This window comes from Micromonospora sp. ABR4_055 (assembly GCF_056160425.1).
Genome location: NZ_JBSWXD010000185.1, coordinates 1 through 11,823, shown reverse-complemented (window position 1 = coordinate 11,823; position 11,823 = coordinate 1). Strand labels below are relative to the sequence as shown.

Genomic DNA, 11,823 nt, shown 5'->3' with positions numbered 1-11,823 from the left:
CCCCGACCCACCAACACCCATACCACCGCCACGCCGTCTGTTTTGTGGGGGGAGCAGAACTGCGCCCACCCCCCCCCCCCCCCCCCCCCCCCCCCCCCCTCCCCCCCCCCCCCCCCCCCCCCCGGCGCGGGTGCCGTCAGACGTTGAAGCCGAGCGCCCGCAACTGGTCCCGGCCCTCGTCAGTGATCTTGTCGGGCCCCCACGGCGGCATCCACACCCAGTTGATCCGGATGTCGGACACCAGTCCGCCACCGGGTCCAGTGGTCAACGCGGTACGGGCCTGCTCCTCGATCACGTCGGTCAGCGGGCAGGCCGCGCTGGTCAACGTCATGTCCAGGGTGGCCACGTTGTCATCGTCGACGTGTACGCCGTACACCAGGCCGAGATCGACCACATTGATGCCCAGCTCTGGGTCGACGACGTCCTTCATCGCCTCCTCGATGTCGGCGATCGCCGGCTGGCCGACGGTCGCTGCGGCGGCCGTACCGCCGTCGGTGGGCTCCGTCGCCTGTGTCGCCCCGGTCATGGTCTCTTCGGCACTCACTGCTTCACCTCCGGGCTCGCGCCCACACCGGCGCGTGCCGCGGCGTCCTTGAAGGCCATCCACGGCAGCAACGCACACTTCACCCGGGCCGGATAGCGCGCCACACCGGCGAACGCCACCCCGTCACCCAGCACATCCTCGTCCGGCTCGACCTCGCCGCGGCCGGACACCAGCGCGACGAAGGCACCGTGCACCGCGAACGCCTCGTCCACCGGCCGACCGTCGACCAACTCGTACAGCACGCTCGCCGACGCCTGGCTGATCGAACAACCCTGACCGTCGTGCGACACCCCGAGCCGGGTGTCCGCACCCAGACTCACCCGTACGGTGATCTCGTCGCCGCAGGTCGGGTTGACGTGATGCGCCTCCGCCGCGTACGGCTCGCGTAGACCACGCCCCTGCGGACGCTTGTAGTGGTCCAGGATGATCTCCTGGTACAGCTGGTCGAGCTCCATCAGCCGAAGACCTTCCGCGCCTTCTCCAGACCATGCACCAGCGCGTCGACCTCGCCGGTCGTGGTGTAGAGGTAGAACGAGGCCCGGGTGGTCGCCGGGACGCCGTAGCGCACGCAGACCGGCCGGGCGCAGTGGTGGCCGACCCGTACCTGCACCCCCTGGGCGTCCAGGATCTGACCCACGTCGTGCGGGTGGATCCCGTCCACCGCGAACGAGACCGTGCCACCCCGCCCGTCTGGTCCGGGCGGGCCGACGATCCGCAGCCCCGGCACGGTGGCCAGCGCCTCCAGGGCGTACCCGGTGATCCGCTGCTCGTGCGCGGCGACCGCCGGCATGCCCAGCCCGGCGAGGTAGTCGACGGCGGCACCGAGGCCGACCGCCTGGGCGATCGGCGGGGTGCCGGCCTCGAACCGGGCCGGCGGGGCGGCAAACGTGGACCCGCTCATCGCCACCGTCTCGATCATCGAGCCGCCGCCGAGCACCGGCGGCATCGCGGCGAGCAGCGCGGCGCGGCCCCACAGCACCCCGATCCCGGTCGGTCCGCACATCTTGTGCCCGGTGAAGACGATGAAGTCGGCATCCAGCGCGACGACGTCGACCGGACGGTGCGGCACCGACTGCGAGCAGTCCAGCAGCAGCAGCGCACCGACCTCGCGGACCCGCCGGGTGATCGCGGTGAGGTCGTTGACCGTGCCGAGGATGTTCGACATGTGCACCAGGGAGACCAGTTTGGTCCGCTCGGTGACCAACTCGTCCAGCTGCGACTCGTCCAGCCGACCGTCCTCGGTCAGCCCGAACCAGCGCAGTGTGGCACCGGTGCGTTCGCAGAGCAGCTGCCACGGCACGATGTTCGAGTGGTGCTCCATCTCGGAGATCACCACCTCGTCACCTGGGCCGAGCCGGAACCGGGGGTCGGCCCCGATCGCGGCGCCCGTCGAGGCGTTGGAGAACGCGTACGCGACCAGGTTGATCGCTTCGGTGGAGTTCTTGGTGAAGACCACCTCGTCCGGGCTGCCCGCGTTGACGAACGCGGCCAGCTTGGCCCGGGCGCCCTCGTACGCCTCGGTGGACTCGGTGCCGAGGGTGTGCACCGAGCGGGCGACGTTGGCGTTGTGCGACTGGTAGAAGTCGGTCAGCGCGTCGAGCACCTGGCGCGGCTTGTGCGAGGTGTTGGCGCTGTCCAGATAGACCAGCGGATGCCCGTTGACTTCCCGACCGAGGATCGGAAAGTCGGCCCGGACGGCCGCGACGTCCAGAGCGGACGGACCGCCCGGCGCCGGTGTGTCCCGGGGGATGGCTATGGTGCTCATCGGCTCGACGCCGCCCTTCTGCACACAGGGTGGTAGTGGATCTCAGGCCGACGCCGCGCCGGCACCCGCGACGTACCGCTCGTAACCTTCGGCTTCCAGCTTCTCCGCCAGCTCCGGGCCGCCCTCCTCGACGATGCGTCCGCCGACGAAGACATGCACGAAGTCCGGCTTGATGTAGCGCAGGATCCGGGTGTAGTGGGTGATCAGCAGCAGGCCGGTCTCCCCGGTGGAGCGAACCCGGTTCACCCCTTCGCTGACCACCCGCAGGGCGTCGATGTCGAGCCCGGAGTCGGTCTCGTCGAGGATGGCCATCTTCGGCTTGAGCAGCTCCAGCTGCACAATCTCGTGCCGCTTTTTCTCGCCACCGGAGAAGCCCTCGTTGACGTTGCGCTGCGCGAACGCCGGGTCCATCTGCAGCCGCTCCATGGCCCCACGCAGCTCGCCGGCCCAGGTACGCAGCTTCGGCGCGGCACCGTCGACGGCGGTCTTGGCGGTACGCAGGAAGTTCGCCACCGAGACGCCGGGCACCTCCACCGGGTACTGCATGGCGAGGAACAGTCCGGCACGGGCCCGCTCGTCGACCGACATGGCCAGTACGTCCGCACCGTCGAGCAGCACCTCCCCGCCGGTGATCTCGTACTTGGGGTGCCCGGCGATCGAGTACGCCAGGGTCGACTTGCCGGAGCCGTTCGGGCCCATGATGGCGTGTGTCTCCCCCGACCGGATGGTCAGCGTCACCCCGGCCAGGATCGGCTTGAGCTCGCCTTCCGGCAGCTTGACCGAAACCTGCAGGTCGCGGATATCCAGAACGCTCATGGTGCGGTCACTCCATTGCTCGGCGTCAGACTGACGTAGATGTCGCCGTCGCGGATCTCGACGGGGAAGACGGGTACGGGTTCGGTGGCGGGCAGCCCGGTCGGCTCGCCGGTGCGCAGATCGAAACGCGAACCGTGCAGCCAGCACTCCAACGTGCAGCCGTCCACCTCGCCTTCGGAGAGGGCGACCGCGGCGTGCGAGCACTCGTCGTACACCGCGTGGAAGGAGTCCTCGTCGGTGTGCACCAGGGCGATCTGCGTACCGTCGATGTCGGCGCTGACCGCCGTACCCTTCGGGATCTCGGTGGTGGCGCAGACCCGGATCAGGTCGGACATGCTCAGCGGGTCCTCTCGGTGACCGCACCGGGCTGGCCGGGCACGGTCGGTGGTGCCGCCACGTCGGCGGTGCGCGGCGCGGCCGCGCCGGCCTCGACGCGGCGCAGCCGCTGCTCGATCGCGTCGCCGAGCCGGTCGCGCAGCTCGGCCACCGGGATCTTGTCGACCAGCTCGGCGAAGAACCCGCGGACCACCAGCTTGCGCGCCTCGGCCTCTGGAATGCCCCGGGCCATCAGGTAGAACAGCTGCTCGTCGTCGAACCGGCCGGTGGCGCTGGCGTGCCCGGCCCCGGCCACCTCTCCGGTCTCGATCTCCAGGTTGGGCACCGAGTCGGCCCGGGCGCCGTCGGTCAGCACCAGGTTCCGGTTGATCTCGTACGTGTCGGTGCCGGTGGCCTCGGCGCGGATCAGTACGTCGCCGACCCAGACGGTGTGCGCGCTGTCGCCCTGCAGCGCCCCCCGGTAGCCGACGTTGCTGCGGCAGTCCGGCACGGTGTGGTCCACCATCTGCCGGTGCTCCAGGTGCTGGCCGGCGTCGGCGAAGTAGAGCCCGAACAGCTCGGCGTCGCCGCCCCGGCCGGTGTACTCGACGCTGGTGAACTGGCGTACCAGGTCGCCGCCGAGGGTGACCTGGATGTGCGTGACCCGGGCGTCGCGGCCGAGCCGGAACTTCAGATGCTGCGCCTGCACCGCGTCGGGTGCCCAGTCGGCGACGGTGACCAGGGTCAGCGTCGCGCCGTCGCCGACGATCACCTCGACGTTGTCGGCCAGAGTGGTCGAGCCGACCTGGTCGAACACCAGGGTCGCCTCGGCGAACCGTCCGACGTCGACCAGGGTGTGCCCGTACGCGATCTGGTCCGCCCCGGTGCCGAGCACCCGGACCACCGCCGGCTCGGCCGGGGTGGCTTCCGGTGCCACCTCCACCAGCAGGACCTCGGCGCAGCCGGTGTAGGCCAGGGCGCTGATCCGGTCGAACGGGGTCAGCACGCCGCCGACCCGTCGGTCGGTGCGGTCGACCTGGCCCGCAGTCACCCCGGCGGGCAGGTCGGCGTACTCGTACCGGACCGAGCCGCTGGCGGCCGGAGTGCCGGTGGCCAGCCCCCGCATTCGCTTGAGCGGGGTGAAGCGCCACTCCTCCTCCAGGCCGGTCAGGGCCGGGAAGTCGGCGACATCGTAGGAGCGCAACGCCTGCGACTTGGTCTTCGGCGGCGCGGAGGCCTGAATAGTCATCTCTTCCTGTTCTCGGCGGTGTCGGTGGGGCGGTGTCTCGGGCGGGTCAGCCGACCGCGCCCTCCATCTGCAGCTCGATCAGCCGGTTCAGCTCGAGGGCGTACTCCATCGGGAGTTCCTTGGCGATCGGCTCGATGAAGCCCCGGACGATCATGGCCATCGCCTCGTCCTCGCTCAGACCCCGGCTCATCAGGTAGAACAGTTGGTCGTCGCTGACCTTGGAGACGGTCGCCTCGTGCCCCATCGCGACGTCGTCCTCGCGGATGTCGACGTAGGGGTAGGTGTCCGACCGGGAGATCGCGTCGACCAGCAGCGCGTCGCACTTCACCGTCGACCGGCTGTGCTGCGAGCCCTCCAGCACCTGGACCAGCCCACGGTAGGAGGTCCGGCCGCCGCCGCGGGCGATGGACTTGGAGACGATCGTGGAGGAGGTGTGCGGTGCCGCGTGCACCATCTTCGCGCCGGCGTCCTGGTGCTGCCCCTCGCCGGCCATCGCCACCGAGAGCACCTCGCCCTTGGCGTGCTCACCGGTCATGAACACGGCCGGGTACTTCATGGTGACCTTGGAACCGATGTTGCCGTCGATCCACTCCATGGTGGCGCCGGCGTGGCAGACGGCCCGCTTGGTGACCAGGTTGTAGACGTTGTTCGACCAGTTCTGGATGGTCGTGTAGCGGCACCGGGCGTTCTTCTTCACCACGATCTCGACCACCGCGCTGTGCAGCGAGTCGGAGGAGTAGATCGGCGCGGTGCAGCCCTCGACGTAGTGCACGTAGGCACCCTCGTCGACGATGATCAGGGTCCGCTCGAACTGGCCCATGTTCTCCGTGTTGATCCGGAAGTAGGCCTGCAGCGGGATCTCCACGTGCACACCCTTCGGCACGTAGATGAACGATCCACCGGACCAGACCGAAGTGTTCAGCGCGGCGAACTTGTTGTCGCCGACCGGGATCACGGTGCCGAAGTACTCCTTGAAGATGTCCTCGTGCTCGCGCAGCGCGGTGTCGGTGTCGAGGAACACCACACCCTGCTCCTCCAGGTCCTCACGGATCTTGTGGTAGACCACCTCGGACTCGTACTGGGCCGCGACGCCGGCGATCAGCCGCTGCTTCTCCGCCTCCGGGATGCCCAGCTTGTCGTAGGTGTTCTTGATCTCCTCGGGCAGGTCCTCCCAGCTGGCGGCCTGCTTCTCGGTGGAGCGGACGAAGTACTTGATGTTGTCGAAGTCGATCCCGGTGAGGTCGGCGCCCCAGGCCGGCATGGGCTTGCGGCCGAACAGCCGCAGCCCTTTGAGTCGCAGGTCGAGCATCCACTGCGGCTCGTTCTTCTTGGCGGAGATGTCACGCACCACCGCCTCGTTGAGCCCGCGCTGGGCGGCAGCGCCGGCCACGTCGCGGTCGGCCCAGCCGTACTCGTACCGGCCGAGGGCCGCGAGGTGCTCCTCCTGGGAGATGGGCGCGACGGTCTGCTCGGTCATCTATCTGTCCTCACAGTGCTGGTGACGTGGTCGGTGGAAACATCGATGGCAACGGTCGGGGCGCCGCCGGCCCGTCTCGGGTCCGGAATGTGCGTGGTGCACACCCCGTCGCCGTGAGCGATGGTGGCCAGCCGCTGCACATGGGTGCCGATCAGGCGGGAGATCACCGCGGTCTCAGCCTCGCACAGCTGTGGAAACTCGGCAGCCACATGGGCCACGGGACAGTGATGCTGGCACAACTGCCCCCCGGAGGCGATGGTGGACGCGTTGGCAGCGTAGCCCTCGGCGCTGAGTGCGGCGGCGAGGGCCTCCGCGCGGGCGATCGGGTCCGCACCGGCATCGTCGATCGCCGCCCGGCACCGCGCCTCCAGCCCGGCGACCTGAGCCGCCGCGAACGCCTCCAGCTCCGCCTCGCCGCCGTGACCGGCGATCCAGCGCAGCGCGGCGGCGGCCATGCTGTCGTAGCGGTAGCGCCCGTGCCGGGACCGGGCGTCGTCGCTGAGCCGGAAGACCTTGGCCGGCCGACCGCGTCGCCGGCGGGCCCGGGTGACCGCGTCCCGGGTCACCACGTCGCCGTCGGCGAGCATCGCGTCCAGGTGGCGGCGGATCGCCGCCGGGCTCAGCCCGAGCTCATCACCGAGCTGAGCGGCGGTCGCCGCCCCCCGCTCCAGCAGCAGCCCGACCAGGCGGTCCCGGGTACGCCCGTCCGGGCCGGCGGCGACCGCACCGGTCGCCGACCCGCCCTCCGGGAGGCCCACCCTGTTTTTCACTACGCCAACGTTACGTATTTCAGCGGTCGGCCGCAAACGCGCCTCCGGGTGATCCACCGCACCGAGCGTGACCGCCACCGGGACCAGCACGGCGAGGCCTTGCCGCAGTCGGCTGGCGGCACCGCAGGGCTGCGGTACCGGCGGCACCGCACGGCTGTGGTATCCGCCATATCGGTACGATTGCCGCCGTGCCCGTCTCCCCGTCCGGTCGGCTGACCGCCGGCCCCGCCCTGCTCCGGCGGCTCGCGCTCGCCTCCTTGGTGGCCAACGTCGCGATCGTGCTGACCGGGGGCGGCGTGCGGCTCACCGGGTCCGGGCTCGGCTGCCCGACCTGGCCGCGCTGCACCGACGACTCCTACGTCACCACGCCGGAGATGGGCGTGCTCGGCATCATCGAGTTCGGCAACCGGGTCCTCGGCATCCTGGTCGGCATGATCGCGCTCGCCACCCTGCTGGCGGTGCTGCGGTCCCGGCCACGCCGGTTGGACCTGCGCGGACCGGCCCTCGGCGTACTGGGACTGGTGATCCTGCAGGGCCTGATCGGCGGGGTCAGCGTCCGGGTGCAGCTCAACCCCTGGGTGGTGGCGCTGCACTTCATGCTGTCGATGGTCACCATCGCGGTGGCGTACGGGTTGTGGCAACGGGTACGCGTCGGCGGCCGCACCAACCGAGACGTGGTGGCCCGGCCGCTGCGCCAGTTGGCCTTCGTGATCACCGCCGTGAGCTTCGGGGTGCTGGTACTCGGCACCGTGGTGACCGGCAGCGGCCCGCACGCCGGCGACCCGGACGCCGGGCGCACCGGGCTGGACCCGCAGGCCATGTCCCAGCTGCACGCTGACTCGGTCGCCCTGCTGATCGGGTTGTCGGTCGCCTGGTGGTTCGCGTTGCGCGCGGTCGGCGCACCCCGACCGGCGGTACGCGCGGCGGCCGTGCTCGTCGTCGTGGAGCTCGCCCAGGGACTGATCGGCGTGGTCCAGTACCTCACCGACCTGCCGGTCGCGCTGGTCAGCGCGCACATGCTCGGCGCGTGTCTGGTGTGGCTGGCCACCCTCGGCGCGCTCTGGTCGACCCGGACCCGGGAGCCGACCGGGCCGCAATCAGCTGCTACCAGGGTGGTTTCCGACGACGGCAACGAACGCCCCCTGGTCGGAGCGCAACCGTAAGGTCACCAACCGTTGAAGACGGTTGAAAACGGCAGACCTATCCCCATAGCGGAGAGTACCGGTGAGGCTACGCCTGTGCCGGGGCACAACCACCGGCACGACGAACCGGGCGCGGCAGTGACGGTCCCCCCGTGCCGTGGCTGCCGCGCCCCTGGTCGGTTCCCTGCCTGGACCAGACCCGCGTAGCGGCACCCCGGACGATCCTCCGTCACCGCACGCGCACTCCCGCGTTTTCCTGACTGACCACTTTCGGAGCTCCCGCGTGTCTACCTTCCGTACGAGCCGGTCCGGCACCGTCGCCGCGACGTTGGCCCGGTCCCGCCTGGGCGTACCCCAGGTGTTGTTCTTCGTTCTCGCCGCCGCCGCGCCGCTGACCGTGGTGGCCGGCGGCGCCAGCACCGGCTATGCCGTCACCGGCACCACCGCGGTGCCGGTCGCCTACCTGCTCATCGCGGTGGTGATGGCGGTCTTCGCCGTCGGCTACGTGGCGATGAGCCGGCACGTCGTCAACGCCGGCGCGATGTACAGCTACGTCGCGCACGGTCTCGGCCGGATCCCCGGCATCGCGGCGGCGTTCGTCGCCGTCGTCGCGTACAACGCGATGCAGATCGGGCTGTACGGCGCTTTCGGCGTGGTTGCCGCCGAGGTACTCGCCGTCGCCGGTGCCACCGTGCCGTGGTGGCTCTGCGCGCTGGCCGGCTGGGCCCTGGTGACCGTACTCGGCCTGGCCCGCGTCGACCTCAACGGCCGGATCCTGGCTGGCCTGCTGCTGGCCGAGCTCGCGGTCATCATCGGCTACAGCATCGTCATGGTCGGCCACCCCGCCGACGGTGCCGCCGTGGCGGGTCTCGACCCCCGCCAGCTGCTCACCCCAGGGGTGGCGGCGATGCTGGTCGGCGGCATAGCCGGTTTCGTCGGTGTCGAGGCCGGCACGGTGTTCGCCGAGGAGACCCGTGATCCGCGTCGTACGGTCGCCCGGGCCACCTACTTCGCGGTGACGATCGCCGGAGTGTGCTACGCGGGTTCCGCCTGGGCGATGGCGGTGGCGGCCGGCCCGAACGACGTCGTCGCCCAAGCCCGCGAGTACGGCACCGAACTGATGTTCGTGCTGGTCGACCCGCACATCGGCACGACGCTCGTGGACGCCGGCCGGTTGTTGTTCCTGACCAGCCTGTTCGCCGCGCTGCTCGCGTTCCACAACACCGTTGCCCGGTACCTGTTCGCCCTCGGGCGGGAACGGGTGCTGCCGGCGGCGCTCGGCCGGACGAACCGGCGGACCGGCGCGCCGAAGCTCGGCTCGCTGGTGCAGAGCGGGCTCGCCGTCGCGGTGATCGTGGGGTACGCGGCGACCGGGCTGGATCCCATCACCCACCTGTTCTTCTGGGTGACCGTCACCGGTGGGCTCGGCGTGCTGATCCTGATGACCGTGACCTCACTCGCGGTGATCGGCTACTTCCGCCGCGACCCGCGTGGCGAGTCGGCCTGGCGACGACTGGTCGCGCCGGGCGCGGCCACCGGCGCGCTCGGGCTGATCCTCGTCGGCACCGTCACCAGCTTCGGTGACCTGCTCGGCATCGGCGCGTCCCCGCTGCGCTGGTGGTTCCCGGCCGGGTACGCCCTGGCCGCGCTGGCCGGCGTCGGTTGGGCGCTCTGGCTGCGTACCAGGCGTCCGCAGACGTACCGGACGATCGGCTGGGGCGCCGACAGCGGCACCGCCCAACCGGTGCCGCCGGCACCCGTCCGGCCGTCGGCCCGCGTCTAACCGCTGTCCAGCTGGATGTCCAGCCGCGGTTACGGCGGCGGACAACGAGCGAGACCCGGGCGGTACGCCCGGGTCTCGCTCGGCTCTGTTCCTCCAGCTGACAGACCGCTCGTCCAGTCACGCAACTGGTCGTCGTTCGTTGTGCAGGACGGGAAAGGGCTGGTCAGCGCGCCAGACTGCGACGCGACATCGACCGCCACAGGTCGTTGCTGGGCCGCATCTGATCCATCAGCTCCCGCTCCCACTCGTTCTCGATCTCGACCCCCGCCTTGAGGCAGGCGGCGCGGGCCACGTCGGTGCCGTCAGCGAACTGGTCGCCCCAGGCGCCGTCCTCCCCCACCAGGACGATCCGTGCGCCACGCTTGCCGACATACTCGATGACCGCCTTCGCGCCGCCGTGGCCAGCGGCGAAGGACCGGATGCCGGCGACCAGACCAGAGGGGGCGTCCCCCGGGACGGATTCGGTCGCCAGCGTCGTATCGGAACCATCTGCCATACGCGAAGCGTAAGCAGAGCGACGACCTTTCGCCGATCAGATGTCGGCTTTTTGTGACTCCAATCATCCGTGGGTTTAAGAAGTCCCACAGATGATTGATGGTGATTTCAGTGTCCAAAAAGGGACAAATTCCAGCACGAAAAGCGGCAAACGCGACAGAAGTTTCGAGACCTGGACGGGACGGGACCCCGGCGTCAGACCAGCGCGTCCAACGCCACAGCAACGAAGAGCACCGTGAGGTAGGTCGTCGACCAGTGGAACAGCCGCATCGGCTGGACCGGCAGACCACGCCCGGACCGGCGCTGCAGCCGGTGAGCCTCCAACAGGAAGACGACCCCGACCACCACCGCCGGGACCGCGTAGATCAATGACATGCCCAACGGCCAGACCAGCACCGACGACCCGACCGTCAACCAACTGAACAGTACGATCTCCACGCCGACCCGACGTTCGGAGGCCACCACCGGCAGCATCGGGATCCCGGCCCGCGCGTAGTCCACCTTGTACTTGATCGCCAACGCGTAGAAGTGCGGCAGCTGCCAGAAGAACACCACGGCGAACAGTGCCCAGGCCACCGGGGCCAGGCCGCCGGTCACCGCCGCCCAGCCGATCAGCACCGGAGCGGCGCCGCAGACACCACCCCAGAACGTGTTCTGTGGCGTCGTACGCTTCAACCACAGCGTGTAGACGAGGTCGTAGTAGGCGATCGCCGCCAGGGTCAGCCCGGTGGCGAGCCAGTTGGTGAAGACCGCCATCAGCGCCACCGAGCTCACCGCGAGCACCAACCCGAAGATCAGCGCGTGCCTGGGGCTGACCACGTGGTTCGGCAGCGGCCGACGCTTCGTCCGGCGCATCAGCTGGTCGATGTCCCGGTCGATGAAGCAGTTCAACGCGTTCGCCGCACCGGCGGCCAGGGTGCCGCCGACCAGCACCACCGCCACCAGCCCGAGCGACGGCAGGCCACCGGCCGCGACCATCATCGTCGGTACGGTCGTGACCAGCAGCAGCTCGATGATCCGCGGCTTGGTGAGCGACACGTATGCCCGGACCACAGCCAGCAGGTCGGGCACGGCCACCGGCCCTGGGTCCGCCGCTGTGCCGGGCACCTGGTCCGCTTCGGCGACGGACCTGACCCGCGCCCGGTCATGGGCGGGGCGCTCGGTGACCATGCTCACGGGCTGCACCTTCCGGCGTCGGCGGCGGGTGACCTTCAACTGGCGGCGACCTGCGGGCCGACGCGCCTCCGACAGCGTACGCGCAGGTATTTTGCCTGCCCGGCCGACCCGTCACCGGTGCTCGTCGTCACACTCGGCAGGCTTTTCACCGGCCACGATGCGTATCCCCCGGTGGGAGGGAGGGGGGGGGGGGGGGGGGGGAGAGAAAAGGGAGGAAACACGGGTGGTGAGGGGGGGGGGGGGAGCGGGGAAACCCAGCCAGAGGGGGGGGGAAAGGAGGTCAGACCACCG

General features: G+C 70.2%; 12 protein-coding genes and 1 pseudogene. 2 read left to right on the top strand and 11 right to left on the bottom strand.

The window, feature by feature from the left end:
* Positions 1–136 precede the first annotated feature (136 nt).
* From ACXAHD_RS28510 to ACXAHD_RS28475, 8 genes are read right to left on the bottom strand one after another with little or no spacing between them, the layout of a single operon-like run.
* Positions 137–526: a metal-sulfur cluster assembly factor gene (locus ACXAHD_RS28510; RefSeq protein WP_281555613.1), complete on the bottom strand. Its 390-nt coding sequence runs from the start codon at positions 524–526 to the stop codon at positions 137–139.
* Between the two features lie 14 nt (positions 527–540).
* Positions 541–999: a Fe-S cluster assembly sulfur transfer protein SufU gene (gene sufU, locus ACXAHD_RS28505; RefSeq protein ID WP_281550393.1), complete on the bottom strand. Its 459-nt coding sequence runs from the start codon at positions 997–999 to the stop codon at positions 541–543.
* Positions 999–2,309 carry a cysteine desulfurase gene (locus ACXAHD_RS28500; protein WP_289213087.1) on the bottom strand — a complete coding sequence of 437 codons (1,311 nt, stop codon included), beginning with the start codon at positions 2,307–2,309 and terminating at the stop codon, positions 999–1,001. Before ACXAHD_RS28500 ends, sufU begins: the two co-directional genes overlap by 1 nt.
* Before the next feature lie 42 nt (positions 2,310–2,351).
* Positions 2,352–3,125, bottom strand: a complete 774-nt coding sequence (gene sufC, locus ACXAHD_RS28495) for a Fe-S cluster assembly ATPase SufC (RefSeq protein ID WP_281550395.1) — start codon at positions 3,123–3,125, stop codon at positions 2,352–2,354.
* A complete protein-coding gene (locus ACXAHD_RS28490; protein ID WP_289213594.1) occupies positions 3,122–3,451 on the bottom strand; it encodes a non-heme iron oxygenase ferredoxin subunit in 330 nt (109 codons plus the stop codon). The genes sufC and ACXAHD_RS28490 overlap by 4 nt, the downstream gene beginning before the upstream one ends.
* Positions 3,452–3,462: 11 nt before the next feature.
* Positions 3,463–4,689: a Fe-S cluster assembly protein SufD gene (gene sufD, locus ACXAHD_RS28485; protein ID WP_281550396.1), complete on the bottom strand. Its 1,227-nt coding sequence runs from the start codon at positions 4,687–4,689 to the stop codon at positions 3,463–3,465.
* Between the two features lie 46 nt (positions 4,690–4,735).
* Positions 4,736–6,166, bottom strand: coding sequence for a Fe-S cluster assembly protein SufB (gene sufB, locus ACXAHD_RS28480; protein ID WP_281550397.1), 1,431 nt, complete (start codon positions 6,164–6,166; stop codon positions 4,736–4,738).
* A complete protein-coding gene (locus tag ACXAHD_RS28475) occupies positions 6,163–6,936 on the bottom strand; it encodes a helix-turn-helix transcriptional regulator (protein WP_475054467.1) in 774 nt (257 codons plus the stop codon). The genes sufB and ACXAHD_RS28475 overlap by 4 nt, the downstream gene beginning before the upstream one ends.
* Positions 6,937–7,124: 188 nt before the next feature.
* Here ACXAHD_RS28475 and ACXAHD_RS28470 point away from each other — a divergent pair, with 188 nt between their 5' ends.
* Both ACXAHD_RS28470 and ACXAHD_RS28465 read left to right on the top strand, forming a co-directional pair.
* Positions 7,125–8,099: a COX15/CtaA family protein gene (locus ACXAHD_RS28470; protein ID WP_281550398.1), complete on the top strand. Its 975-nt coding sequence runs from the start codon at positions 7,125–7,127 to the stop codon at positions 8,097–8,099.
* A gap of 262 nt (positions 8,100–8,361) precedes the next feature.
* Complete coding sequence (locus tag ACXAHD_RS28465; protein WP_281550399.1) at positions 8,362–9,861, top strand: APC family permease; 1,500 nt, start codon at positions 8,362–8,364, stop codon at positions 9,859–9,861.
* A 163-nt stretch (positions 9,862–10,024) separates the two neighbouring features.
* Here ACXAHD_RS28465 and ACXAHD_RS28460 read toward each other — a convergent pair whose 3' ends face one another.
* The 3 genes and pseudogenes from ACXAHD_RS28460 to ACXAHD_RS28450 all read right to left on the bottom strand — a co-directional run.
* On the bottom strand, positions 10,025–10,357 hold the full coding sequence (locus tag ACXAHD_RS28460) for a hypothetical protein (RefSeq protein ID WP_123602407.1): 333 nt from the start codon (positions 10,355–10,357) through the stop codon (positions 10,025–10,027).
* Between the two features lie 194 nt (positions 10,358–10,551).
* Positions 10,552–11,532 (bottom strand): heme o synthase, encoded by a 981-nt coding sequence (locus ACXAHD_RS28455; RefSeq protein WP_281550400.1) that lies wholly within the window; start codon positions 11,530–11,532, stop codon positions 10,552–10,554.
* A gap of 111 nt (positions 11,533–11,643) precedes the next feature.
* Positions 11,644–11,823 (bottom strand): annotated as a pseudogene (locus tag ACXAHD_RS28450) (hypothetical protein); the annotation flags it as partial.